Source organism: Streptomyces venezuelae, assembly GCF_008642335.1.
In the GTDB taxonomy this organism is placed as follows: Bacteria; Actinomycetota; Actinomycetes; order Streptomycetales; family Streptomycetaceae; genus Streptomyces; species Streptomyces venezuelae_F.
Genome location: NZ_CP029191.1, coordinates 5,345,383 through 5,370,275, shown reverse-complemented (window position 1 = coordinate 5,370,275; position 24,893 = coordinate 5,345,383). Strand labels below are relative to the sequence as shown.

Here is a 24,893-nt window from a genome sequence, read left to right as displayed (position 1 = left end):
GACGACCCGCACCACGCGCCGCCCGAATAGATGCGGTTTTGGGTGCGCTCAGCACCGTCCACTCCAGGTCAGCGGCGCTGGAGCGGTTCGGGCAGATGGTCGAACCCATGCGGCGGACTCCCTCTCGTACGAACAGCTGTGACGGCGTTTTCCGTCTGTCCGCCACAACAGAGGTCACGCGTCCAACATTCCCGCCCAGCGGGTGACTCCGTCCGTGATGCGCTTCACGGCCTCGTCCTGGCCGATGTCGGCGCGCTTGGGCACGGCGAATCCGTGGTCGCCGAACGGGATCTCCACCAGTTCGTACGTGCCTTCGGGGAACTCGGCGGGCTTCCCGAAGGGGTCGTTGCCGCCCTGCACGACGAGGGTGGGCACTCCGGCGCCGAGCAGTTCGTCGGCGCGGGACTTCTCGGGCTTGCCCGGGGGGTGCAGCGGGAAGCTGAGGGCGAGCACGGCGGCGGCGCCGAGTTCGGTGGCGGTGCGGCAGGCGACGCGGGCACCGGCGCTGCGGCCGCCGGAGATCACCGGGAGTCCCTTCTTCTCCAGCGCGGGCCAGATGCCGCGCCACCCCGTGTCCAGCGTCTTCGGCGCGGGCGCGAGCTTCTTGCCCGCGACGCGCCAGGGCTGCTCGACGAGGGCGACGCTCACGCCGTGCGCGGGGAGCTCGGCGGCGAGGGCCCGGAGGTCGCGGGCCTCGATGCCGCCGCCCGCGCCGTGGCTGACCGCGAGCAGCAGGCGGGCGCTCTTCGCGGGAGCCGGGTGCCAGGTGATGCGCGCCTCACCGGCGTCGGTCGGGATGATCTCGCTCTTGGGTGCGTCCTTGGTCACGTCGGTCACGTCAGAAGAGTGTGCCCTCTTCGGGTCCGTCCAGCTCCTTCAACAGCTCCGGGCCGTTGTTGCGTACGTTGCTGACGGCGGTGGAGACCGGGAAGGCCCGCATCAGTCCGTGCGGCGGCGGCTCCAGGAGGGTGCGCAGGTCCTCGACGTCGGTGCGGGACGGGTCGAGCCAGGCGTCCCAGCGGTCCGGCGTCAGCATGAGCGGCATGCGCGGGTGGATGTCCGCGAGCGAGCGCGGGCCCTCTTCGGGGGCGACGGCGAGGGGCGCGGTCTCCGCCTCCGTGGTGATCACGGTGCACGTCACCCACCAGGCGAGGGGGTGCTCGTCGGGCAGGGTCTTGTCCCGCCAGAATTCGTAGAGCCCCGCCATGGCGAAGACCGAGCCGTCGGCGGGCGTCACGAAGTAGGGCTGCTTGCGCGGCCGCTTCTTCTTGCCCTCGACCTCCAGCTGCCGCTCCTCGGGCGCGGTCACCCACTCGTAGTAGCCGTCGGCGGGGATGACGCACCGGCGCGAGGTGAAGGCACGCCTGTAGGAGGGCTTTTCGTGGACGGTCTCCGCGCGGGCGTTGATCATCCGGGCGCCGCCCTCCGGCGTCTTGGACCAGGACGGCACGAGGCCCCACTTCAGGGTGCGCAGCTGGCGAACCGGAGTGGGGTCGTCGGCGTCTTTCAGGGGACGGTCCAGAACCGCGTAGACCTCCTTAGTAGGAGCCACGTTGAAATCGGGGGCGAGCGCCTCCTCCGGCTCCCACTTCTCGATCTCGAAGATTCCCGCGAGATCCTCGGGCCCACGACTGGATGCAAACCGTCCGCACATACGTGCCAGACTGCCAGACCCCGTACGACCAGAGGAGCCGGTCCAGCCAATGGCCCAGGAAATGGAAAGCACCGCGAACGCCGGCCTGACCGACCTCTGGGACCGCGTCTTCGGCACACAGGCCGCGCCCGAGCAGTGGCTGGTGATCGCGGCGGGCGTCGTCGCCCTCGCGGTCGTCGTCCCGCACAACATATGGCGCCTCGCCCGCAACGCGATCACCATCGCGCACGAGGGCGGCCACGGCCTGGTCGCGCTGCTCACCGGGCGACGCCTCGACGGCATCCGGCTGCACTCGGACACCTCGGGCCTCACCGTCTCGCGCGGCAAGCCCACCGGCCTCGGCATGATCCTCACCGCGGCCGCCGGGTACACCGCTCCCCCGCTGCTCGGCCTCGGCGGCGCCGCGCTGCTCGACTCGGGACGCATCACGGCGTTCCTGTGGATCGCCACGGCCCTGCTCGTCGTGATGCTGGTGATGATCCGCAACGCGTACGGCGCCCTGACGGTGGTCCTCACCGGCGGCACGTTCCTGGTCGTCTCCTGGCTGGCGAACACGGACGTGCAGGCGGCGTTCGCGTACGCGGTGGTGTGGTTCCTGCTCCTTGGCGGTGTGCGTCCCGCCTTCGAGCTGCAGTCCAAGCGCAGGCGCGGGGGCGCGGGCGACTCGGACGCGGACCAGCTGTCGCGGCTGACGCACGTCCCCGCGGGTCTGTGGCTCTTCCTCTTCCACGCCGTGTCGCTCTGCTCCCTGATGGGCGGCGCCCGCTGGCTCCTCGACGTCTGAGCGACGTCACTGCCAGCCACTAAAGTGAGGGCATGACCGAAACCCCGGCGCACACCGCCCTCTGGCCCGCCCCGCACGCAAGCGGAGCCGTCACCGCGACGGTCCACGTCCCCGGCTCGAAATCGGTCACCAACCGTGCGTTGGTCCTGGCCGCGCTGGCCGCCGAGCCGGGGTGGCTGCGCCGCCCGCTGCGCTCGCGGGACACGCTGCTGATGGCGGGCGCGCTGCGCGCGATGGGCGTCGGCATCGAGGAGACCGTGTCGTCGAGCTCGTCCGTGGCGGGCGGTCAGGACGGCACCGGCGAGGCGTGGCGCGTGATCCCGTCGGGCCTGCACGGCCCGGCCACGGTCGACGTCGGCAACGCCGGCACGGTCATGCGCTTCCTGCCGCCGGTCGCCGCCCTCGCCGACGGGCCCATCCACTTCGACGGCGACCCCCGTTCGTACGAGCGCCCCCTGCACGGCGTGATCGACGCGCTGCGCGTGCTCGGCGCCCGCATCGACGACACGCGCGGCACGCCCGGCGCGCTGCCGCTGACCGTGCACGGCTGCGGCGCCCTGGAGGGCGGCCGGGTGGAGATCGACGCGTCGTCGTCCTCGCAGTTCGTGAGCGCCCTGCTGCTGTCGGGCCCGGGCTTCAACCAGGGTGTGGAGGTCCGGCACGTGGGCGGCGCGCTGCCGTCGGTGCCGCACATCCGGATGACCGTCGACATGCTGCGCTCGGTCGGCGCCCAGGTCGACACCCCCGAGGCGGGCGGCGAGCCGAACGTGTGGCGGGTCACCCCCGGCGCCCTGCTCGGCCGCGACCTGACCGTCGAGCCCGACCTGTCGAACGCGCAGCCGTTCCTCGCCGCGGCCCTGGTCACCGGCGGCACGGTCACGATCCCCGACTGGCCCGCGCACACCACGCAGCCCGGTGACGCGCTGCGCGAGATCTTCACCGAGATGGGCGGTTCCTGCGAACTGACCGAGCAGGGTCTGGTCTTCACCGGCTCCGGGTCGATCCGCGGCATCGACGTGGACCTCAGCGAGGTCGGCGAGCTGACCCCCGGTATCGCGGCGGTCGCGGCCCTCGCGGACTCCCCCTCGACGCTGCGCGGCGTCGCGCACCTGCGGCTGCACGAGACGGACCGCCTGGCCGCGCTCACCAAGGAGATCAACGAGCTGGGCGGTGACGTCACGGAGACCGCGGACGGCCTGCACATCAAGCCGCGCAGGCTGCACGGCGGCATCTTCCACACGTACGACGACCACCGCATGGCGACCGCGGGCGCGATCATCGGCCTCGCGGTGGACGGCGTGCAGATCGAGAACGTCGCGACGACGGCGAAGACGCTCCCGGACTTCCCCGACCTCTGGACCGGGATGCTGGGGAACTGACGGGCGGATCGAGAACCATGCGCCGCTACGGCAAGAACCCCGACGAGGACGACATCCGCGTCCGCCCCAACCGCAAGGGCAACCGCCCCCGCACCCACATCAGGCCCAAGCACGAGGACGCGGCCGAGGGCATGGTCCTCACCGTCGACCGCGGCCGGCTCACCGTCCTGGTCGACGATCGCATCGTGATGGCGATGAAGGCCCGCGAGCTGGGCCGCAAGGCCGCCGTGGTGGGTGACAGGGTCGCGGTCGTCGGGGATCTCTCCGGCAAGAAGGACACGCTCGCGCGGATCGTGCGGATCGCGGAGCGCACCTCCGTCCTGCGGCGCACCGCGGACGACGACGACCCGTACGAGCGGGTGGTCGTCGCCAACGCCGACCAGCTGGCTATCGTCACGGCACTCGCCGACCCCGAGCCGCGGCCGCGCCTGATCGACCGGTGCGTGGTGGCGGCGTACGACGGCGGTCTTGAGCCGATCCTCGTGCTCACCAAGTCGGACCTGGCCCCCGCCGACAAGATCCTGGAGACGTACGCCTCCCTCGACATCCCCTATGTCGTCACCAGCCGCGAGGAGTTCACCGACGGCGCGGAGCTCGCGCGCGTCCACGAACTGCTCGACGGCAAGGTCACCGCCTTCGTCGGGCACTCCGGGGTCGGCAAGACGACGCTCGTCAACGCGCTGGTCCCGCAGGAGCGGCGGCGCACGACGGGGCACGTCAACGCGGTCACGGGCCGCGGCAGGCACACGACCACCTCCGCCCTCGCGCTCCCCCTCGAGGGCTCCGACGGCTGGGTGATCGACACTCCCGGAGTGCGATCGTTCGGCCTCAACCACGTCGACCCGTCGCGCGTCATCCTCGCCTTCCCCGATCTGGAGCCGGGGACGGCGGAGTGCCCGCGCGGCTGCAGCCACGACGAGAAGGACTGCGCCCTGGACGCATGGGTGGCCGACGGGCACGCGGATCCGGCCCGCCTCTACTCCCTGCGCAGGCTGCTCGCCACGCGGGAGCGGCGCGAGGGCGACTGACCTCCCCGCGTCTCGGCGGCTCGGCGGCTCGTCGGGTTTGCGCCGCGGACGGCAAAGGTAAATGCATAATCGCACCAAGCCGGATTCAAGCCAGACGAAGCGGCCTCGGGACACGGACGAGTACGGGAGGCAAGGACATGGCGTGGCTGCTGGTCATCGTCGCGGGGATCCTCGAGACCGGCTTCGCGGTCTGTCTCAAGCTGTCGCACGGCTTCACCCGGCTCTGGCCCACGATCGCGTTCGCCTGCTTCGCCCTGGGCAGTTTCGGTCTGCTGACGCTCGCGCTGCGGAAGCTGGACGTGGGTCCGGCGTACGCGGTCTGGACGGGCATCGGCGCCGCGGGCACGGCCATCTACGGGATGATCTTCCTCGGCGACCTGGTCTCCACGCTGAAGATCGTCTCGATCTCCTTCGTCATCATCGGCGTGATCGGCCTGCAGCTGTCGGGCTCGGCGCACTGAGCGCGTACGCCTCGCGCCTACTTGGCCGCCACCCAGCGCCCGATGGCCCCGCGGACCACTTCCGCGGGGTCGTCGTCGTTTCCGGCGGGCGCGACGACGTAGGACAGGGCGAGGCGGACGGCGCTCTCACAGGCGCGGGCGAGGTCGGGGTCCCTGACGCGGCCGCGGCCGCCGAGCGCGAGGACCGTGCGGTCCCGTACGAGGGCGAGCAGCTCTCCGGACGAGGGCACTCCGGCGTCCGCGCGGCGCTGCGCGGGCACGGACGAGGTCGATCCGGCGGCGCGGCTCGGCGCGGGAAGGCGCTCGCTCCAGCAGCCGGTGAGGGCGGCGCGGACGAGCACGTTGGTGCGGGCGGCGCCCACGGTCCACGCGGCGACGGCGGCGAGGCGGTCGGCGGGTTCGCGCTCCTCGGCGAGTGCGCGTTCGACGCCGTGCAGATAGCCGTCCGTCTCGCGCCGCAACAGGGCACGGGCGAGGCCGTCCTTGCTGCCGAACTCGTTGTAGAGGGTCTGCCGGGACACCCCGGCGGCGGCCGCCACATCGACCATGCGGACACCGGGCCACGGCCGTCGCGCGAGCGCTGTGTACGCCGCGTCCAGTAAGGATTCCCGTGCTGCAGGCATCGTCGCCTCCGGGTCAGAGCGGCTCCCGTGCCAGAGTTGACGCGCTCGGCGGCACTGTCAATAGTCCCGGCAACAGCTCGGCAGCGGGTGCACGGCGTCCGCGACACGGCCCTGTGGATCGTGCCGATCGAGATCGATACTGTTCACCCATGCCCGACTACCACGATGACCTGCGTCTCGCCCACGTCCTCGCGGACGCCGCCGACGCCGCGACCATGGACCGGTTCAAGGCCCTCGACCTGAAGGTCGAGACCAAGCCGGACATGACGCCGGTGAGCGAGGCCGACAAGGCCGCCGAGGAGCTGATCCGTGGCCATCTCCAGCGGGCCAGGCCGCGCGACGCGATCCTCGGCGAGGAGTACGGCGTCGAGGGCACCGGGCCGCGCCGCTGGGTGGTCGACCCGATCGACGGCACCAAGAACTACGTGCGCGGCGTCCCGGTGTGGGCCACCCTGATCGCCCTGACGGAAGCCGGCGAGGGCGGCTACCAGCCGGTGGTCGGGGTCGTCTCGGCGCCCGCGCTCGGCCGCCGCTGGTGGGCCGCGAAGGGCGGCGGCGCCTACACGGGCCGGTCCCTCACCTCGGCGACGCGGCTGCAGGTCTCCAAGGTCGCGCAGCTCGGGGATGCCTCGCTGGCGTACTCCTCGCTGTCCGGCTGGGAGGAGCAGGGCCGCCTCGACGGCTTCCTGGACCTCACGAGGTCGGTGTGGCGCACGCGCGGATACGGCGACTTCTGGCCGTACATGATGGTCGCCGAGGGCTCGGTCGACCTCTGCGCGGAGCCGGAGCTCTCGCTCTGGGACATGGCGGCGACCGCGATCGTGGTGACGGAGGCGGGCGGCACCTTCACCGGTCTCGACGGCAGGCCGGGCCCCCACAGCGGCAACGCGGCGGCGTCGAACGGCCTGCTCCACGACGAGCTGCTCGGCTATCTCAACCAGCGGTACTGAACCGCCCCGCGACCGGCTCCGCCAACTCACCCCGTCCGGCCCCTTGCTGCCCTCCCACCGGGCTGCGACTCTATGAGTCCCCCCACTTGTGAACTTGTGAAACCGTTCTCCAGCAGGTAGCGGAGGCAATCCTTCGCCCACCAGGAGGCCTCGGTTCCACCAAGGAGGTGGCTCACGCCCATGCTCGTCCGCGACGCCATGAGCACGGTGGTCCTGACCATCGGCCCCACCCACACCCTGCGCCAGGCGGCCAGGCTGATGTCAGCGCGCCACGTCGGAGCGGCTGTCGTCCTGGACCCCGACACCTACGGACTCGGCATCCTGACCGAGCGCGACGTCCTCAACTCGCTCGCCCTCGGCCAGAGCCCGGACAGCGAGATCGCCGGCACCCACACCACGACCGAAGTCGTCTTCGCCACCCCGGCGTGGACCCTGGAGGAAGCGGCGGACGCGATGGCGCACGGCGGCTTCCGGCATCTCATCGTCATGGACGGGAACGAGCCCACGGGCATCGTCTCGGTGCGCGACATCATCCGCTGCTGGGCGCCCGACCGGCGCGCGTCGGCGCAGTTGACGGGCTGATAACACGGCGGCGGGCCGGCCCCCGAAGGGAACCGGCCCGCCGTCTTTCCACGACAAGTGGTACTGGTCAGCCGCGCAGGGCCTGGACCGCGGCCTCCAGCCGCTTGCCGAAGTCTCCGTCGGCCTGACGGAAGTTGTTGACCGCGCGGTCGACGATGTCCTCGCGCGAGACCTTGGCCAGGAAGCCCGACAGGTTGTCGATCAGGCGGCCCTTCTCGTCCTCGGACATCAGGCGGTAGAGATTGCCCGCCTGCACGAAGTCGTTGTCCTCGGCGTGCCGCGGCGTCTCGTGGTTGCCGGTGGCGCCGGTGACGGGCACGGGCTGCCACAGCGCGCGGTCCGTCTGGAACGGGCCGCCGAAGCTGTTCGGCTCGTAGTTCTTCGCGCCCTTGTGGCGGCCGTCGTACAGGAAGCCGTCACGGGAGTGGGTGCGCGCCTCGGTGGCGTGCGGACGGTTCACCGGCAGGTGGTCGGCGTTGATGCCGACGCGGTAGCGGTGGGCGTCGCCGTACGCGAAGAGACGGCCCTGGAGCATCTTGTCCGGGGACGGACCGATGCCCGGCACGAAGTGGGCGGGGCTGAAGATGGACTGCTCGACCTCGGCGAAGACGTTCTCCGGGTTGCGGTTGAGCTCCAGCTTGCCGATCTCGATCGGCGGGTAGTCCGCGTGCGGCCACACCTTGGTGAGGTCGAACGGGTTGAAGCGGTAGGTGGCCGCCTCCGCCGCCGGCATGATCTGCACCTGCACGGACCAGGTCGGGAACTCGCCGCGCTCGATGGCCTCGCGCAGGTCGCGCTGGTGGGAGTCGGGGTCCTCACCTGCGAGCTTGTTGGCCTCGTCCTGGGTGAGGTTCTTGATGCCCTGGTCGGTCTTGAAGTGGTACTTGACCCAGAAGACCTCGCCGGCCTCGTTGTTCCACTGGAACGTGTGCGAGCCGAAGCCGTCCATGTGGCGGTACGAGGCGGGGATGCCGCGGTCGCCGAAGAGCCAGGTCACCTGGTGGGTGCTCTCCGGGCTGAGGCCCCAGAAGTCCCAGACGTTGTCCGCCTCCTGCGAGCCCGTGTAGGGGTCGCGCTTCTGGGTGTGGATGAAGTCGGGGAACTTGATGGCGTCCCGGATGAAGAAGACCGGGGTGTTGTTGCCGACGAGGTCGTAGTTGCCCTCTTCCGTGTAGAACTTCAGCGCCCAGCCACGCGGGTCACGCACCGCGTCGGCCGCGCCGAGGTTGCCGGCCACGGTGGAGAAGCGCAGGAACGTCTCGGTCTGCTTGCCGACCTCGGAGAGGAACTTGGCGCGCGTCCACTGCGAGACGTCACGGGTGAGCGTGAAGGTGCCGTACGCACCGGCGCCGCGGGCGTGCACCACACGCTCCGGGATCCGCTCGCGGTTGAAGTGCGCGAGCTTCTCGAGCAGCAGCTGGTCCTGCACGAGGACCGGGCCGCCGAGACCCGCGGTCTCACTGTTCTGGTTGTCGGCGACCGGCGCGCCGGCCTCCGTGGTGAGCGGTCCCTGCGTCACGTGCGCCTCCTGCGTCATACCTGCAAGTCCTGTCCTTGGCGTGCTGCCCATGGCGTGCCGTCGGCCTCGCCGTACTCGATCCTACGATAGACTTTGTCTAAGTCAAGCGAGAATCCAAAGTCACACCCGTTCGGGATTTAGGTCCCCTGCCTGTTAGGCTGGCTTCATGAGTGACCTGTTGGAACGACTGCGCGGACGCGGTTGGCGCATGACGGCGCAGCGGCGCGTCGTGGCCGAGGTCCTCGACGGGGACCACGTCCACCTCACGGCGGACGAAGTGCATGCCCGCGCCGCGGACAAGCTGCCCGAGATCTCCCGGGCGACCGTCTACAACACGCTGGGCGAGCTGGTGACCCTCGGCGAGATCCTCGAGGTCTCGACGGACCGCCGCGCGAAGCGGTACGACCCGAACGCGCACCGCCCCCACCAGCACCTGGTCTGCGCCCGCTGCGGCGCGATCCGTGACGTGCACCCGACGGGCAACCCCCTGACCAGCCTCCCCGACTCGGAGCGCTTCGGCTTCACGATCGAGGACGTCGAGGTCACGTACCGCGGGGTCTGCCCCAACTGCTCGGGCGCGTAACCCGTTTTCCGTACGCCTGTAAGGGCCCGGCACCGTCCTCGGCGCCGGGCCCTTCGGCGTACCCCTTCCAAGATCTGACGGCCCGTCATATTCTCTGCGGCGCCCGACATCCGCCTGCCCTCCGCAAGGAGAAGCCGTGGAAGATCCGCACCCGTCACCTCCCTCACCACCCAAACTGCGCGCCCGCGCGGTGACCAGAACCTTCGGCCGGGCCGCCCGAGCGGTGCACGCGCTCGGCCCCGTCGACCTGGACATCGCCCCCGGCGAGTTCACCTGTGTCGTCGGCCCCTCGGGGTGCGGCAAGTCGACCCTGCTGCGCATCGCCGCGGGGCTGCTGCGGCCCAGCTCCGGCGAGCTGAGCATCCGCACGTCCGCCCGGCGGCCGGTCGCCATGATCTTCCAGGACTACGGCATCTACGACTGGAAGACGGTGCGGGCCAACGTACGTTTCGGCCTCGACATCCAGAAGGTCCCGCGCCGCGAGGCGAACGCCCGCGCCACCCGGTGGCTGACCCGCATGGGCCTCGCCGACTTCGCCGACGCCTACCCCGCCGCCCTCTCCGGCGGCATGCGCCAGCGCGTCGCCATCGCCCGCGCCCTGGCGGTGGAGCCCGAGATCCTCCTCATGGATGAGCCCTTCGCGGCCCTCGACGCCCAGCTCCGCACCATCCTTCAGGATGAGCTGCTGGCCCTCACGCAGACCACGGAAACCACCACTCTTTTCATCACCCACAGCCTCGAAGAGGCGATCGTTCTCGGCGACCGTGTCCTGGTGATGTCGGCCAGGCCGGGACGCGTCATCGCCGAGCGACGCCCTCCCTTCGCCCGCCCCCGCACGGGCGCGGTGCGCTCCGCGCCGGAGTTCACCGCGCTCAAGAGCGAGCTGTGGGAGCTGTTGCGGGGCGAGGTCGGCGTCAGGGCGGCCGCATGAGCGCCGTCACGGAGAAGGCGCCCGGGGACGAAAGCCTCCTGGTGCGGCGTCCCGGCCCCCAGGAGCTGCACCCAGTCCGCACCCATCGCCGCCGCCGCGCCCTGGAGCTGTCCCTCGCCGTGGGCGTGCCCGCCGCCCTGATCCTGCTGTGGCAGCTGGCCGCCGTCCGCGGCTGGATCGACGACCGCGTCTACCCCGCGCCGCAGACGATCCTGGAGGACGGCTGGCACCGCGCCGCCGACGGTGAGCTGTGGCCGGACGTCTGGGCCACGCTCAAGCGCGTCCTCGCGGGGTACGCGATCGGGACGGCCGCCGGGTACGCGCTCGGCCTCCTGATGGGCTCCCTGTCCGTCGTACGGGCCGCTCTGGAACCCACGCTCGACGCGCTGTACGTCGTGCCCAAGCTGGCTCTGCTGCCCGTCTTCCTCAACATGTTCGGCCTCGGCGAGGGCCCGCAGATCGCGCTCGTCGCCGCGACCGTCTTCTTCTTCGTCTGGATCTCGACGATGGCGGCGGTCCTGGCCGTCCCGTCCGGGCACCGCGACGCCGGGCAGGTCTTCGGCGCCTCGCCCTGGCAGATGTTCCGCCATGTCCTGCTGCCCGCGTCCCTGCCCGCGGTGCTGGTCGGCGCGCGGATCGCCGCAGGGGTCGCGGTCCTCGTGATCGTCGCCTCGGAGCAGATCGCGGCGGCCGACGGCCTCGGGCACCTCATCTTCGACTCGCGGGCGCTCTTCCAGAACGACGTGATGTTCGTCGGCATCGTCTGTGTCGCCGCCCTCGGCGTCGTCTTCTCCGAGCTGGTGCGGATCGCGGGCCGGCTGCTCACACCGTGGGCCCCGCGCGACCGGGGCCGGAGCCAGTCGTGACCAAGCTGCCCCCGGGAGGCTCCATGCGTACCCGTACGTGTACCAGCGCCCCTACCCGTACCACCGCCCTCGCGCTCCTCGTGGCGGGCTCGCTGCTCGCGGCGGCGGCCTGCGCGAAGGAGGACGACGCGCCACCGCCCGCCGGGCCCGCGAAGCCCCGCGCCGTCGGCCCGGTGGCGGGCTGCGGCAAGGGCAGCTGGACCGACCCCGCCGATCTCGCCCCTGACCGCAGACCGGCCCGCTGCGCCTCCGGCGCCCCCGCCCCGAAACCGCTCCCCAAGAAGCGGGACATCACGATCGCCACCGGCACCCTGAGCGCCGAGTACGTGGCACCCCTCCAGATGGCCGTCGAAAAGGGGGAGTTCAAGAAGGAGGGCCTCAACGTCGCCCTGAAGGTCCTGCCCACCCCCGACGCGCTCCCCCTCCTCGCGAAGGGCGACATCGACGCCCAGTGGGCCGCCCCGGAAGCGGCCGTCATGAACGGCATCACCAGCGGGTTCGACATCAAGTGGACGGCCGGCAACTTCTCCCCCGACCCCCGCTCCAAGAGCGGCCTCTGGGTACGCCTGAAGGAGGACGAGACCGCGGATCACGTCCCCATGGCGGGCCGCACCCTCGGCACGATGATCGGCAAGGGGTCCGTCATCGCGTATCCCATGGGCAAGGCGCTCGACAAGCACGGCGGCGGGCTCGACGAGATCAAGTTCCAGCAGCTCGGCTCGGCGGACGTCCTCACCGCGCTCCAGAACGGCGGCACCGACGCCGCCTGGCTCCTCGACCCCGTATGGCGCAAGGTCGACGGCGACGAACGGTTCGCGTTCCTGGGCGGCCAGCCGCAGGCCGAACCGCTCGGCGGCCTCCTCTTCGGACCCAACCTCCTGAAGAAGGACCCGGACGCGGGGGTGGCGCTGCTGCGCGCGTACATCCGGACGGTGAACACGTACTTCGCGGGCGACTACAAGGCCGACAAGGCCTTCGCCACGGAGCTCGCCAAGCTGCTCAGCACGGACAAGGAGGTCCTGCTCGCCACGCCGTCGCTCCGCATGGACTGGGAGATCCGCGCGGGGACGACGGACCGTCTGCAGGACGCGTACCGCGCGGCGGGCGTCTCGAAGGGCGACAAGGTGCCGGAGAGGAAGGCGGTGGACCGCGAGCTGTACGAGGAGGCGGTGGGCCATAAATGAATCGAGGGCCGGAAACCCAATGGATTTCCGGCCCTCGATCTTCAGTAGCGGGGACAGGATTTGAACCTGCGACCTCTGGGTTATGAGCCCAGCGAGCTACCGAGCTGCTCCACCCCGCGCCGTTGAATGCAACTCTACGTCAGGGCTACGACCAGCGCAAATCCGTTCCCCACGGGCGCCGGGACCTATGGGCGCCGGGACCCCACGGGCGCCGCGGCCTACGCGGTGAGCTCCTGTCGCAGCGCCTCGCGCAGGCGTCCCGCTCGCTCGGCGACCTCGGCGGGACCGAGATCGACCGCGCGCGAGGCCCACCGCTGTCCCTGCGCCAGCTGCCCGCGCCGGGCGTAGAGCAGGGCGAGGCGGAGCGCCGCCCGCCCGTGCCCCGCGTCGGCGGCCCTGGTCCACCACAGCGCGGCCTCCGGCTCGCTGCCCTCGCGGGCGAGGAGCAACCCGAGGTTGAACGCGCCGTTGCTGCTGCCTGCCTCGGCGGCCTTGCGGTACCACCGCGCGGCCTCGACGACGTCGCCGCGGGCCGACGCGAGCATGCCGACCCGGACCTGGGCGCGGCGGTGGCCCATCTCGGCCGCCCGCTCGTACCACTCCTCGCACTCGGTCTTCGCCGCCGCGGGCTCGCCGAGGACCGGCGCCTCGGCAGGGGGGCGCCGTGCGTCGAGCAGCGTCCCGAGGCGGTACGCCGCTTCGGCGCTGCCGCCGCCCGCCGCGCACCGCAGATGCCGCTCGGCCTCCTGTTCGTCGCCCTCGCGCAGCCGCGCGGTGCCGACCTGGAGGGCGGCGTCGGTGTGCCCGGCGGCCGCCGCACGCTCGTACCACCGCAGGGCCGCGGCCTCGTCGCCACGGCTCGCGTGGAGGATCCCCAGGTTGAAGGCGGCGTCGACACTGCCCGCCTCCGCGGCCTTGGAGAACCACGGCTCGGCGCCTGCCGCGTCGCCGCCCTGGAGCAGCAGCACGGCGAGCGCGTTGGCCGCCTCGCGGTGTCCCGCGTACGCGGCGCGGCGGTACCACTGGTCGGCGTGCGCGGTGCGGCCCTGCTCGGCGCAGAGCAGCCCGAGGTTGTACGCGCCGTTCACGTCGCCCGCGTCCATGGCGGCGCGGTACCAGCGCTCGGCGGTCTGCGTCTCGCCGCGCTCGGCGTGCAGGGCGCCCAGCGCGTTGGCGGCGTTGCCGTCGCCGTCCTGGGCGGCCTTGAGCCACCACACGGCGGCGCTCTCCTCGTCGCCCGCGTCCCGCAGGAGGAACCCGAGGGCGCAGGCCGCGCGGGCCTCGCCGTCCTTGGCGGAGTTGAGGTACCAGCGTCCCGCCTCCTTCAGCTCGCCGCGCCGCTCCAGGATCGCGCCGAGGTGCAGCGCGGCCCTGCGGTGGCCGCGGGCGGCCGCCTGGCGGTACCACTGCTCGGCCTCGTCGGCGGGCGTGCGCACCGCCGCGTCGTCGGCACGGGCGGCCCGGTCACCGCGGTCGGCTCGGTCCGTGCGGCGTCGGGGCGCGGCCGTGGGGCGCTCGGCGCGGTCCAGGCGCTCCGAGCGCTCGGGGCGCTCCTTGGCGGCACGCCGGTCGAGCGCGCGGGCGAGGCGGTAGGCGGCCTCGCGGTGGCCGCGCTCGGCGGCGGCGCGCAGCCAGCGCTCGGCGCCGACGTCGCCGCGGTGCTCCAGGAGGTCGGCAAGCGCGTACGCCCCGAGGGTGTGGCCCTGCTCGGCGGACTGGCGCAGCCAGTACTCGGCGGCGGGTTCGTCGCCGCGCTCGCGGTGGTGCCGGCCGAGCGCGTGGGCGGCCGCGGCGGATCCGGCGACGGCGGCGACCCGCCACCAGCCTGCGGCCTCGTCGGCGTACCCGCGCTGGTGCAGGAGGACTCCGAGGTTGTTGGCGGCGGCGCGGTCGCCCTCGGCGGTCGCCGCGCGCAGCAGAGATTCGGCGCCGTCGAGATCACCGCGACGCAGCAGAAGGCTTCCGAGAACGCTCATGGCATCCACGTCGCCGGCCTCGGCGGCCAGCCGGTGGCGCATCTCCTCGGCGGCCGCCCCGGGATCCTCCCGGTCGGCCGGCTGCACAAACCGCCCTGTCTCCAACAGAGTTGCCTTGTCCCCCATAACGTCCATCGTCGCACCACCTGCAACCTGGGTACATCTGGTATACCGCAGCCAGTGAGGTCACTTCAGCGTTTTGTCGACATGCCCACAGAGAGATAAGTCAAACACAGATCCCCCAACTCTCCCCCGACCGAGCACCGTTCACATTTCTTGGCATAGGACATCCGCACACGCACAGGACGCCCACGCACGACGGGCACCGGTACACACGACGAAGGCCCGGATCCGTAAGGATCCGGGCCTTCACCTTGCAGTAGCGGGGACAGGATTTGAACCTGCGACCTCTGGGTTATGAGCCCAGCGAGCTACCGAGCTGCTCCACCCCGCGCCGTTGTGTTCAAACCGTACCACGGCACGAGGTGGCTGCTTCACCGCTCGCTAGCCGGTGCGGTCCCCCTTCTGACCTGCGTCCTTGTCCGCGCCTTTGTCCGCATCCTTCTTGTCGGCGGCCTTCTGCGAGGCCTCCTCGGCCCTCTCCAGGGCCTCCTGAAGGCGGTCCTGCGCCTCGCCGTACTTCTTCCAGTCGCCTTCCTTCATGGCCTTCTCGCCGTCCTCGAACGCCGTCTGCGCGTCGTCGAGGGCCGCCTGCACCGTCGGATCGTTCGTCTTCGGTGGCTTGGTCGGCTCGTCGCCGTCCTGGTCGGCCGGTGGCTTGGTGGCCCCCTCCGTACTGAAGACCTGGTTCAGGCCCTCACCGAGGGTGTCCGCGAAGGCGGTCTCCGTGCCGTACGACACGGCGACCTTCTTCAGAAGGGGATACGCCGACTTGCGTCCCTGTACGTAGACGGGTTCGACGTACAGGAAGCCGTCGTCCAGTGGCACGGTCAGCAGATTGCCGTAGAGGACGTCGGAGTCGGCGCCCTTCATGTCACGGACGAAGTTGCCGACCTCCGTCATGGAGTTCAGCTTGTTCTGCACCTGTTCCGGGCCGTCGACGTCGCCCTGGACTCTGAGCAGCTGCATCTTGCCGTAGTTCTTGCTTCTGGCGTCGGCGTCGACCGTCATGAACGCCCGTAGGTTGGGCCGCTCGCTCGGCGTGAACGTCGTCGTCAGGGAGAACTGCTGCTGCGTCTGGCCCGGCGACTTCATGGACAGGTAGTACGGCGGGACCGCGCTGTCGTCCTTCTTCGTCGGGTCGTTCGGCACCTGCCAGGCGTCACTCGCGTTGTAGAACTGGCCGGGGTCCGTGACGTGGTACTTCGTCAGCAGTTCGCGCTGCACCTTGAACATGTCCTGCGGGTAGCGCAGGTGGTCCATGAGCTTCGGCGGGATCTCGCTCTTGTCCTTGACGGTCCCCGGGAACGCCTTCTTCCAGGTCTTCAGGACCGGGTCCTTCTCGTCCCAGGTGTAGAGCTTGACGTCACCGGTGTACGCGTCGACGGTCGCCTTCACCGAGTTCCGGATGTAGTTGACCTGGTTCTGCTGGGCGATCACCGTGCGCTGGCTGTCGGCCTGCGACAGGGAGTCCGCCGTGGTGTCGCCGAGCGTCGTCCGCGAGGCGTACGGATAGCCGTTGCTCGTGGTGTAGGCGTCGACCACCCACTGGATGCGGCCGTCGACCACCGTCGGGTAGACGTCGCCGTCGATGGTCAGCCACGGGGCGACCGCCTCGACGCGCTCCTTGGGCGTGCGGTTGTACAGGATCCGCGAACCGTCGCCGATGGCTCCGGAGTAGAGGATCTGCGGCTCTCCGAACGACACCGCGTACGCCGCGCGGTTGATCGGGTTGGAGAGGTTGACGCCGCTGTCGCCCTTGTAGCTGTACGTTTTCTGACCGCCGCCGTTCTCCTCGTAGTCGAGCTCCTTCTGGGGCCCGCCCACGATCGAGTACTGCGTGGTCTTCTCGCCGTAGTAGATCCGCTGCTCGTACTCACCGAGCTCGCCGTTGGTCGGCAGACCGGACTCGGTGAACGCCGGGGCGCCCTTGGAGCCCTTCTTCGTCTCCGTGCCCTTGGCGGCGACCATTCCGTAGCCGTGCGTGTAGGCGAAGTGGTCGTTGATCCAGTTGCGCTTGTCGAGCTTGTTCACGTCGATCTCGCGCAGGCCGACGATGGTGTCCTGGCCGTTGTAGCGGTCCACGTCCAGCGTCTTCGGGAACTGGTAGTAGCTGCGCTCCTGCTCCAGCTGCTGGAAGGTCGGCGAGACGATGTTCGGGTCGTTCAGGCGGTAGTTGGCCGCCGTGTCCGCGTTCTCGCGCTTCTTCTTCGGGTCCTCGTCGACCTTGCCCGCGCCCTTGTACTCCTCGGGCTTCACACCGTTGATGCCGTAGGCGTCGCGGGTGGCCTCGATGTTCTTCTCGATGTACGGGGCTTCCTTGGCCTGCTCGTTCGGCTGGACCTGGAACTTCTGGACGATCGCGGGGTAGAGCCCGCCGATGAGGATCGCCGAGAGCACCATGAGGCCGAAGCCGATCACGGGCAGCTGCCAGGTGCGCCGCCAGAGCGTCGCGAAGAAGAGGATCGCGCAGATGACGGCGATGCAGAACAGGATCGTCTTCGCCGGCAGGTACGCGTTCGCGTCGACGTACCGCAGGCCCGTCCAGTTACCGGTCGCCTTGAAGTCGCTGGACTTCACCGCGAGGCCGTACCGGTCGAGCCAGTACGCGATGGCCTTCAGCGACACGAAGACGCCGAGCAGCACCGACAGGTGACCGGTGGCCGCCGCGGTCGCGCGCGCGCCGGGGCTGGTGATCCGCAGCCCGCCGTACAGGTAGTGCGTCAGGGCGGCGGCGACCAGGGAGAGCACCGTCGCCGCGAAGCCGAAGCCGAGCAGGAAGCGGTACCAGGGCAGGTCGAACGCGAAGAACGACACGTCCATGTGGAACTGCGGGTCCTTCTGGCCGAAGGACACGCCATTGACCCACAGGAGCCACGTGCGCCACTGTCCGGCGGCGGACGCGCCCGCGATCAGCCCCACCAGAGCGGTGACCCCGATGAGGAGCCACTTCTTGTAGGGGGCGATTCCCATGCGGTACCGGTCGAGGCTCTGCTGCTCCATCGACATGGCGCTCAGCGGCGGGCGCAGCCGGTGCGCCAGCCAGATGTTCACGCCGACTGCGGCCGCCATGAGCAGGCCGAAGACGAAGAACAGGCCGATCTTGGTCCACAGGGTCGTCGTGAAGACCGACGAATAGTTGACCGATCGATACCACAGCCAGTCCGTCCAGAACCCGGAGAACATGACGAAGGCCATGGCCAGAACGGCAAGGACCCCCAGTGTCATGAGCAGGGTCCGGACGCGCCGGGAGGGTCGGCCCACTCTGATCCGTGGCCCCGTCGGGCCTCCGCCGCGGTCCGGCATCTGGAAAGCCAAGGTGCGCACCTCGAAGTTCGCTGTTGATTCGCTGTTGGTCCGTCAGGCCCCCGAGATCGCGGACCCACACCTATGCAACTTACCTACGCTTTACTCGGTTCCCGTTTCTCGGGACTAACGAGGCAGGATTGTGACCATGTCCAACACTCCCATGGCAGCGAGCCCCCTCACTCGGGCGGTCCTCGAGATCGACGAGTACGTATCCGGCCTCGGCTGGGACCGGCCCGCCCGCCTCTTCGCGCTGGTCGACACGGCGCGACTGCGCACCCAGGAACCCGGCCTCGCCTCCCAGCTCGGCCTCGACGACGGCGTGGAGCACGCCGGCTACACCCCCATCGAGCAGGAGGAGATTCCCGCGGACAAGCCGCTGGACGAATTCCTCGGCACCATCGCCTGGCCGGACGCGGTGGCGGGCTGCGCCCTCACGGTGGAGCGCATGATGCTGCCGCCGTCCGCGGAGGCGTCGGTCCCCGACGGTCTCGGCGATGCCCAGCTCGCGAAGTGGGTGGCCGAGCACCCCGACCGTCAGGAGGTCCGCATGACGGTCGCGGTGCTCCGTGACGGTGCGCGCGAGTCCGCGCTGCGGCTGCGCGAGAAGGACTCGCCGACCGAGGTCCTCACCGGCTCGGACCTGGTGCCCGGCCTGGCCGAGGCGCTTTCGGCGACGTTCGCCTAGCCGTACCGGCCGGCTGCCGGGGTGCGCCTCAGCTCGTGGTGCACTTCGGCAGGTCGGCCGTGTCGCCCTTGCGGATCTTCTCCAGGGACTTCACGGCGTCGGCGATGGTGTCCACCTTGACGAGCTTCAGGCCGTCGGGGACGTCGCTCGCCGCGGCCGCGCAGTTGCCCTTGGGCGTGAGGAAGTACTCGGCGCCCTTCTCGCGCGCGCCGACGGTCTTCATCTCGATGCCTCCGATGGGGCCGACCTTGCCGTCGACCTCGATGGTGCCGGTGCCGGCCACGAAGTTGCCGCCGGTGAGGTCCTCGGGGGTGAGCTTGTCGACGATGCCGAGGGCGAACATCAGGCCGGCGCTGGGGCCGCCCACGTCGGCCAGCTTGATGTCGATCGTGAACGGGTACGTGTGGTCGGTGCCCGCCTTGATGCCGACGACGGCGTGGTCGGGGTCGCCCTCCGCGGCCTTCGTCGTGATCTTGATCTCCTCGGTCTGGGTCGGCTCCTTGCCGGCCTTCTCGGCGGCTGCCGCGACCTTGACCGGCACGACGGTGAACGTGACGGGCTCGCCGGGCTTGTGCTCCGTGACGAGTTTCGCGACGTCCGTCATCTCCTTGACGGGCTTGCCGTCCACCTTCTTGATGACGTCGCCGGCGTGCAGCTTGCCCTCCGCCGGGTCGCCCTTGAAGACGGTGGAGACGATGACCTGGGACTTCACCGGGATCTTCAGCTGCCGCAGGGCCGCGACCTTGGCGCTCTCCTGGGACTCGCTGAATTCCTCGGCGTTCTCCTGGGAGGACTGCTGTTCGGTCTTGCCGTTCGGGTACAGCGTGTCGTGCGGCACCACGATGTTGTCGTGCGCCAGCCAGCCGTAGACGGCCTCCGCGAGGTTCATGTTGTAGTCGGCGCTGGTGACCCTGACCGTCGTCATGTTGAGGTGACCGGTCGTCGGGTAGGTCTTGCGTCCGGAGATCTGCAGCACCGGCTCGCCGTCGTGGTCGCCGAGGGTGTTCACCGTGGGGCCGGGGGACATCTCCGAATACGGCACTTTGATGAGCACTCCGGCGCAGAGCAGCGCGATCAGCATCAAGGTGGAGGCGAGCATCGTCGCGGTGCGGCGTGGCATGGAACGACAGTACGGGACCTGCCTGTGAGAGCACTCCCGGGGCCGGGCCGTACGGGGAGGTCACATCCCTGTGCGGGACACGGTCACGTCCCTGTGTGGGACTTCTCCATCGCCTCACGGAACGCGGCGTAGCCGTTGAGTTCGGTGACGTCGCCCGTCCGGCCGGACTTGCGGTTGCGCGCCGCCCAGCTCGCCCACAGACCCGCACCGACGGCTGCCAGGAGCGGAATCAGCAACCACGCGAGTGATGCCATGTCGACCTCCCGACCCCATGAGCCATCTCAACTGACTGATCAGCAGATTAACCATCCGCATGGTCAACGCTCACGGCAGGGGTCGGGTTACGCAACCGGAGCCGCACGGGCCCATCGCGCCCCAGGGCGCGGGCCTCGCCTCAACAGGCCCCGACCCACTCCTCCTTGCCGTCGGAGAAGCGCTGGTGCTTCCAGATCGGCACCTCGTGCTTGAGGTCGTCGATCAGCTTGCGGCAGGCGTCGAAGGCCTCCGCGCGGTGCGGGCAGGAGACGGCGACGACCACCGCGAGGTCCCCGACGGCGAGGTCCCCGACGCGGTGCACGGCGGCCAGGGCGCGCACGGGGTACTCGGCGACGACCTTCTCGGCCACCCGGCGCATCTCGGCCTCGGCGGTGGGGTGGGTCGAGTACCCCAGCTCGTCGACGTCGGCGCCGCCGTCGTGGTTGCGCACGGTCCCCACGAAGAGCGCCGTGCCGCCCGCCGCGTCGTCGCCGACGGCCCGGAAGACCTCGTCCAGGGAGAGCGGGGTGTCGCGGATCGCGAGGAGGCGGATCGGGTCCTGCGCGCCCTGCTCGCCGGGGTGGTCCATCGTGGTGCGTGCCATGCGGCCATGGTGCCGCACGGCACGCGCATCACGGAATAGACCTTTCGCCCGGCACGCGCGTGTCCCGCCTTGGAGCTCCCTACAGGGGGCCGCAGGCCCGCCCCCCGCGATCGCCTCTCAGATCCTCCTGCGGGCCTTCCGTGCCCTGCGCACGACCGCCGCCGCGCCCAGCAGGGCGACCGTCGCGCCCGCCGCACCCGCGGCCGTGGCGTCCTTGCGACCGAGCCGCCGGCCGGCCACGGTGCGCCGCCCGGAGACCTCGTCGAGAAGTTCCGTGAGGACTTCCTCGTTGGTCCACTGGGGGCGCCACCCGGCGTCGTGCAGCCTGCTGACGCTGACCACCCAGGGGTACATCGTGTACGCGAGGTCACCGGCCGGGGACGGGGTGAGGCCGATGCGGTGCAGCCGGGCGGCGGCGCCGAGCGCGACCGCCGAGGGCAGCTCCATGCGCCGGATCCCGCTGAGCTCCTCGACCTCCTCCTGCTCCAGCCAGCCCTCGCAGCCGACGGCGAGCTCGCCGTCGACCTTCTCCAGGACGGCGTACTCCAGAGCGCTGCACAGGTCCTCGACGTGGCAGAACTGCCAGGCCGGCCGCGAACCGGCGACGACCAGGAGGCGGGGCGACTCGAAGTAGCGCGTGAGGGCCGTGTCCGTGCCGCCGACCAGCGTCGCGGGACGTACGACGGTGACGTTGAGGCCGGGGTGCGCGCGGGGCGCCCGGCGGGCGAGCCGCTCGACCTCCAGGAGGTCGCCGACACCGGTGGCCTCGGCGGTGGCCCGCAGTTCGGCGTCTTCGGAGAGGGGCAGTTCGTTGTCGGGCAGCGCTCCATAGACCATCGCCGAGGTGCACAGGACGACACGGTGGACGCCCGCGGCGGCCGCGGCGGTCAGGACGGTCTGGGTGCCCCGCACGTTGTACGCGGTGCGGGCCGCGGCGTCGGTCTCCAGGTCGAGATCGAGCGCCAGGTGCACGACGACGTCCGAGCCGCGCAGCTTCTCCGCGATGGCCGGATCGCGCACGTCCAGGATGTGCCACTGGGCCTGCGTGCAGTCGCCCCTGCGCTCGTCGATCGCGATGACCTGCTTGATCGCCTCCGACGTGGCGAGGCGCTCGGTCAGCAGCGCTCCCACACCGGAGGCGGCGCCGGTGACGGCGACTACGGGCCCCCGGACGGGCGCCGGGGTTGACGGGTTTCGCGCTGCGCGAACCTGTGGATCTGGGGAACTCACCGGGCGTCTCCAGCGGTTGTCTTCAGTACGTACGCGAATGACGCGTACGTACCAGGTGGCATCCATCCTGCCGCAGGCCATGAGTCGGCGAAGCACCGAGGCCCGATCCCGTCACGGTGTCTACGCTGGGTGGTGTTGTAGGGCAGCCGCCGCCGGAACGAAACCGGCGGCCTGACGAGCCGAGGAATCCCGTGAGTGACACCCCATTCGGATTCGGCCTTCCGCCGGAGGAGCCGGAAGACGGCGACGAGGGCAAGAAGAAGGAATCCCCTGGAGAGGGACAGCGCGGGGGCCAGGGCGCAGGTGGACCCGCAAACCCGTTCGGTTTCGGGGGCTTCCCCGGAGCCGGCGGCCCCGGAGGCGGTGACAACCCGTTCGCCGCGATGTTCGGTTCGATGAACCCGAACGATCTGGGTGCCGCGTTCCAGCAGCTCGGCCAGATGCTCTCGTACGAGGGCGGCCCGGTGAACTGGGACATGGCCAAGGACATCGCCCGCCAGACCGTGTCCCAGGGCACGGCGGACGGCGTCAAGGACGCCAGCGTCGGCCCGGCCGAGCGCTCCGCCGTCGAGGAGGCCGTGCGCCTGGCCGACCTGTGGCTGGACGACGCGACGTCACTGCCGTCCGGGTCCGGCACGGCCGTGGCCTGGAGCAGGGCCGAGTGGGTCGAGGCGACCCTGCCGGTCTGGAAGGAGCTCGTCGACCCGGTCGCCGAGCGCGTCGGCCTGGCCATGGGCGATGTGCTGCCCGAGGAGATGCAGGCCATGGCGGGCCCGCTGATCGGCATGATGCGCTCCATGGGCGGCGCCATGTTCGGCCAGCAGATCGGCCAGGCCGTGGGCGTCCTCGCGGGCGAGGTCGTCGGCTCCACCGACATCGGCCTGCCGCTCGGCCCCTCGGGCAAGGCGGCGCTGCTGCCGGTCAACATCGAGACCTTCGGCAAGGACCTCGGTATCGACAAGAACGAGGTCAGGCTGTACCTGGCGCTGCGCGAGGCCGCCCACCAGCGGCTCTTCGCCCACGTCCCGTGGCTCCGCTCGCACCTGTTCGGCGCGGTCGAGGGGTACGCGCGCGGGATCAAGGTCGACACGGCCAAGCTGGAGGACGTCGTCGGCCAGCTCGACCCGCAGAACCCCGAGCAGCTGCAGGAGGCGCTCCAGCAGGGCATGTTCCAGCCGGAGGACACGCCGGCCCAGAAGGCCGCTCTGGCCCGCCTGGAGACCGCTCTGGCGCTCGTGGAGGGATGGGTGGACGCGGTGGTCCACGCCGCCGCGAAGCCGCGTCTGGCGTCCGCCGACGCCCTTCGGGAGACGCTGCGCCGCCGCCGTGCGACGGGCGGCCCCGCGGAGCAGACCTTTGCGACGCTGATCGGCCTCGAGCTGCGCCCGCGCCGCCTGCGGGACGCCTCGCGCCTGTGGGCCTCGCTCACGGACGCGCGCGGTGTCGACGGCCGCGACGGCCTGTGGGAGCACCCGGACATGCTGCCGACCGCCTCCGACTTGGACGACCCGGACGGTTTCGTGCACCACGAGCAGCTGGACTTCTCCGAGCTGGACAAGATGCTCGGCGAGGCGGCGGGCGGCGGCGCTTCGAAGCCGGACCTGAAGAAGGACTCCGGGGACGACACCGAGGGCGACGGCAAGGACGACGGGGACAAGTGAGTCTGTACGACGACACGGTCCTCGTGCTCAAGGCGTACGAGGACCAGCCCGAGCTGCGCCAGGCCTATCTGGACCACCTGGCCGCGCACGGCGACGCGGGCATGTGGAAGTCCTGCACGGACGGCCATGTGACGGCGAGCGCCCTGGTGGTCGACCCGTCCCGCGGGCGCGTCCTGCTGACCCTGCACAAGAAGCTGCGGATGTGGCTTCAGATGGGCGGCCACTGCGAGCCGGGCGATCCGACGCTCGCCGCGGCGGCGCTGCGCGAGGCCGCGGAGGAGTCCGGCGTGCCCGGCCTGACGCTGCTCGCGGGCGGCCCCGTCCGCCTGGACCGGCACCCGATCCCGGGGCCGTGCACGCAGCACCTGGACGTGCAGTACGCCGCGCTGGCCCCGCCCGACGCGGTCGAGGCGATCAGCGACGAGTCACTGGACCTGCGCTGGTTCGCGTACGACGAGGTGGCGGACGTCGCCGACGAGTCGGTGGTACGCCTGGTCGAGGCGACGAGGACACGCCTGTAGCGGGGCGCCCCGTAAGGGGCGCGGGGAACTGCGCGACCAGCCACATACGGCCCGCAGAAAACCCCGCGCCCTCGGTCACTCCTGCCCGGACAGGGCCTAGCTCCAGACGTTGCCTTGGTTCTGCCCCCGGGCCCCTTGCTGGCCCATCCCGAACTGCGCCTGGGCGCCCCGCCCGATGACCGCGTTCTGGGGCGGCAGCAGCTCGCTCGGCTGGACGAGCGCGTAGCCCTGGCCCATGAAGCTGAGCTCCCAGCCCTCACCCGTGTTGCCGCGGCGCCGCCAGACGCCCGAGGAATGGGTCTGGGCCTGCATCTGGACGCGGAGGCCGTTGGACCACGCGACGATCGCGTCGGCGTCCGCGTTGACGTACCGCTCCGGCGTGACCTGGAGCATCAGCGGCTGGCCCGACGTCATCAGGGCGACCTTGCCGCGGCCGGTGATGTTGAGCTGGTACTTGCCGGAGCCGGAGATGCCGTACTGGCTGTCGACGGCGATGACCTGGTGGGTCAGCGACGAGTCCATCGCGAGGACGTAGCTGCTGTCCACGGTCAGCCCGTCCTGGTCGACATCCACTACGTGGATGTACTGGGCGAGGTTGGCGAAGTAGACCGTGCCCTGGCCGTGGCAGCGCATCAGGTCGAGGCCCTCGCCGGTGTGCGCGCGGGCCCGCTGGTTGCCCTGGCTCTGGTACTCCGCGTCGAACTCGATCATCCCCTGGTAGGCGACCATCGCGCCCTTGCGGGCCAGGACGTCGTCGTGCCCCTCCAGGGCGACCCGCAGCAGCTGCGGGTTCTGGACGGAGTAGCGCTCCTGGGTCTGCTGTTCGGCGTGCGCGAAAAGTGGGCTCTGCATGGTGTGTTGCTCCCCC

Annotated in this window: 24 protein-coding genes and 2 tRNA genes; 13 read left to right on the top strand and 13 right to left on the bottom strand. The window is 70.8% G+C overall.

Features of this window, described 5'->3' with window-relative positions; translation table 11 throughout:
• Positions 1–174 precede the first annotated feature (174 nt).
• Together DEJ49_RS24490 and DEJ49_RS24485 are read right to left on the bottom strand one after the other, a co-directional pair.
• A complete protein-coding gene (locus tag DEJ49_RS24490; protein WP_223832973.1) occupies positions 175–837 on the bottom strand; it encodes an alpha/beta family hydrolase in 663 nt (220 codons plus the stop codon).
• Between the two features lies 1 nt (position 838).
• The gene (locus DEJ49_RS24485; protein WP_150186124.1) at positions 839–1,654 is read right to left on the bottom strand and encodes an SOS response-associated peptidase; all 816 of its coding nucleotides are present in this window, start codon (positions 1,652–1,654) and stop codon (positions 839–841) included.
• Between the two features lie 61 nt (positions 1,655–1,715).
• Between DEJ49_RS24485 and DEJ49_RS24480 the strand changes: the two genes are divergently transcribed.
• From DEJ49_RS24480 to DEJ49_RS24465, 4 genes are all read left to right on the top strand, one after another.
• Complete coding sequence (locus DEJ49_RS24480) at positions 1,716–2,438, top strand: M50 family metallopeptidase (RefSeq protein WP_150188438.1); 723 nt, start codon at positions 1,716–1,718, stop codon at positions 2,436–2,438.
• Positions 2,439–2,470: 32 nt separating this feature from the next.
• On the top strand, positions 2,471–3,817 hold the full coding sequence (gene aroA / locus DEJ49_RS24475) for a 3-phosphoshikimate 1-carboxyvinyltransferase (protein ID WP_150186123.1): 1,347 nt from the start codon (positions 2,471–2,473) through the stop codon (positions 3,815–3,817).
• Positions 3,818–3,834: 17 nt separating this feature from the next.
• The gene (gene rsgA, locus DEJ49_RS24470; protein ID WP_150186122.1) at positions 3,835–4,845 is read left to right on the top strand and encodes a ribosome small subunit-dependent GTPase A; all 1,011 of its coding nucleotides are present in this window, start codon (positions 3,835–3,837) and stop codon (positions 4,843–4,845) included.
• A gap of 137 nt (positions 4,846–4,982) precedes the next feature.
• Positions 4,983–5,306, top strand: coding sequence for a DMT family transporter (locus tag DEJ49_RS24465; protein WP_150186121.1), 324 nt, complete (start codon positions 4,983–4,985; stop codon positions 5,304–5,306).
• Positions 5,307–5,323: 17 nt separating this feature from the next.
• On the opposite strand, the gene DEJ49_RS24460 is transcribed toward DEJ49_RS24465, so the two are convergent.
• Positions 5,324–5,929, bottom strand: coding sequence for a TetR/AcrR family transcriptional regulator (locus tag DEJ49_RS24460; RefSeq protein ID WP_150186120.1), 606 nt, complete (start codon positions 5,927–5,929; stop codon positions 5,324–5,326).
• Between the two features lie 149 nt (positions 5,930–6,078).
• Between DEJ49_RS24460 and hisN the strand changes: the two genes are divergently transcribed.
• Together hisN and DEJ49_RS24450 are read left to right on the top strand one after the other, a co-directional pair.
• Positions 6,079–6,879 carry a histidinol-phosphatase gene (hisN, locus tag DEJ49_RS24455; RefSeq protein ID WP_150186119.1) on the top strand — a complete coding sequence of 267 codons (801 nt, stop codon included), beginning with the start codon at positions 6,079–6,081 and terminating at the stop codon, positions 6,877–6,879.
• Positions 6,880–7,059: 180 nt separating this feature from the next.
• Complete coding sequence (locus tag DEJ49_RS24450; RefSeq protein WP_150186118.1) at positions 7,060–7,461, top strand: cyclic nucleotide-binding/CBS domain-containing protein; 402 nt, start codon at positions 7,060–7,062, stop codon at positions 7,459–7,461.
• 67 nt (positions 7,462–7,528) lie between these two features.
• Here DEJ49_RS24450 and DEJ49_RS24445 read toward each other — a convergent pair whose 3' ends face one another.
• On the bottom strand, positions 7,529–8,998 hold the full coding sequence (locus tag DEJ49_RS24445; protein WP_150186117.1) for a catalase: 1,470 nt from the start codon (positions 8,996–8,998) through the stop codon (positions 7,529–7,531).
• A 148-nt stretch (positions 8,999–9,146) separates the two neighbouring features.
• On the opposite strand from DEJ49_RS24445, the gene DEJ49_RS24440 reads away from it, so the two are divergent.
• From DEJ49_RS24440 to DEJ49_RS24425, 4 genes are all read left to right on the top strand, one after another.
• Positions 9,147–9,563: a Fur family transcriptional regulator gene (locus DEJ49_RS24440; RefSeq protein WP_150186116.1), complete on the top strand. Its 417-nt coding sequence runs from the start codon at positions 9,147–9,149 to the stop codon at positions 9,561–9,563.
• A gap of 136 nt (positions 9,564–9,699) precedes the next feature.
• Complete coding sequence (locus DEJ49_RS24435; RefSeq protein ID WP_150186115.1) at positions 9,700–10,494, top strand: ABC transporter ATP-binding protein; 795 nt, start codon at positions 9,700–9,702, stop codon at positions 10,492–10,494.
• The gene (locus tag DEJ49_RS24430; protein WP_150186114.1) at positions 10,491–11,360 is read left to right on the top strand and encodes an ABC transporter permease; all 870 of its coding nucleotides are present in this window, start codon (positions 10,491–10,493) and stop codon (positions 11,358–11,360) included. Before DEJ49_RS24435 ends, DEJ49_RS24430 begins: the two co-directional genes overlap by 4 nt.
• 23 nt (positions 11,361–11,383) lie before the next feature.
• Complete coding sequence (locus DEJ49_RS24425; RefSeq protein ID WP_150186113.1) at positions 11,384–12,544, top strand: ABC transporter substrate-binding protein; 1,161 nt, start codon at positions 11,384–11,386, stop codon at positions 12,542–12,544.
• Positions 12,545–12,589: 45 nt separating this feature from the next.
• Here the strand turns inward: DEJ49_RS24425 and DEJ49_RS24420 are convergent.
• The 4 genes from DEJ49_RS24420 to DEJ49_RS24405 all read right to left on the bottom strand — a co-directional run bounded on the left by DEJ49_RS24420 (position 12,590) and on the right by DEJ49_RS24405 (position 17,946).
• Positions 12,590–12,663, bottom strand: a tRNA-Met gene (locus DEJ49_RS24420).
• 99 nt (positions 12,664–12,762) lie between these two features.
• Positions 12,763–14,655, bottom strand: a complete 1,893-nt coding sequence (locus tag DEJ49_RS24415; protein WP_150186112.1) for an SEL1-like repeat protein — start codon at positions 14,653–14,655, stop codon at positions 12,763–12,765.
• 245 nt (positions 14,656–14,900) lie between these two features.
• Positions 14,901–14,974: transfer RNA gene (locus tag DEJ49_RS24410), tRNA-Met, on the bottom strand.
• A gap of 50 nt (positions 14,975–15,024) precedes the next feature.
• Positions 15,025–17,946 (bottom strand): UPF0182 family protein, encoded by a 2,922-nt coding sequence (locus DEJ49_RS24405; RefSeq protein ID WP_150188437.1) that lies wholly within the window; start codon positions 17,944–17,946, stop codon positions 15,025–15,027.
• A 148-nt stretch (positions 17,947–18,094) separates the two neighbouring features.
• Here DEJ49_RS24405 and DEJ49_RS24400 point away from each other — a divergent pair, with 148 nt between their 5' ends.
• Positions 18,095–18,634: a PPA1309 family protein gene (locus DEJ49_RS24400; RefSeq protein ID WP_150186111.1), complete on the top strand. Its 540-nt coding sequence runs from the start codon at positions 18,095–18,097 to the stop codon at positions 18,632–18,634.
• A 28-nt stretch (positions 18,635–18,662) separates the two neighbouring features.
• On the opposite strand, the gene DEJ49_RS24395 is transcribed toward DEJ49_RS24400, so the two are convergent.
• The 4 genes from DEJ49_RS24395 to DEJ49_RS24385 form a co-directional block, all read right to left on the bottom strand.
• Positions 18,663–19,754 (bottom strand): PDZ domain-containing protein, encoded by a 1,092-nt coding sequence (locus DEJ49_RS24395; protein WP_150186110.1) that lies wholly within the window; start codon positions 19,752–19,754, stop codon positions 18,663–18,665.
• An 83-nt stretch (positions 19,755–19,837) separates the two neighbouring features.
• On the bottom strand, positions 19,838–20,008 hold the full coding sequence (locus DEJ49_RS36030; RefSeq protein WP_190329437.1) for a hypothetical protein: 171 nt from the start codon (positions 20,006–20,008) through the stop codon (positions 19,838–19,840).
• A 140-nt stretch (positions 20,009–20,148) separates the two neighbouring features.
• On the bottom strand, positions 20,149–20,613 hold the full coding sequence (locus DEJ49_RS24390; protein WP_150186109.1) for a molybdenum cofactor biosynthesis protein MoaE: 465 nt from the start codon (positions 20,611–20,613) through the stop codon (positions 20,149–20,151).
• Positions 20,614–20,730: 117 nt separating this feature from the next.
• Complete coding sequence (locus tag DEJ49_RS24385; RefSeq protein WP_150186108.1) at positions 20,731–21,843, bottom strand: SDR family oxidoreductase; 1,113 nt, start codon at positions 21,841–21,843, stop codon at positions 20,731–20,733.
• A 191-nt stretch (positions 21,844–22,034) separates the two neighbouring features.
• On the opposite strand from DEJ49_RS24385, the gene DEJ49_RS24380 reads away from it, so the two are divergent.
• Positions 22,035–23,504, top strand: a complete 1,470-nt coding sequence (locus DEJ49_RS24380) for a zinc-dependent metalloprotease (protein WP_150186107.1) — start codon at positions 22,035–22,037, stop codon at positions 23,502–23,504.
• A complete protein-coding gene (locus DEJ49_RS24375; protein ID WP_150186106.1) occupies positions 23,501–24,025 on the top strand; it encodes an NUDIX hydrolase in 525 nt (174 codons plus the stop codon). Before DEJ49_RS24380 ends, DEJ49_RS24375 begins: the two co-directional genes overlap by 4 nt.
• Before the next feature lie 96 nt (positions 24,026–24,121).
• Here DEJ49_RS24375 and DEJ49_RS24370 read toward each other — a convergent pair whose 3' ends face one another.
• Positions 24,122–24,877: an AIM24 family protein gene (locus DEJ49_RS24370; protein ID WP_150186105.1), complete on the bottom strand. Its 756-nt coding sequence runs from the start codon at positions 24,875–24,877 to the stop codon at positions 24,122–24,124.
• Positions 24,878–24,893 lie beyond the last annotated feature (16 nt).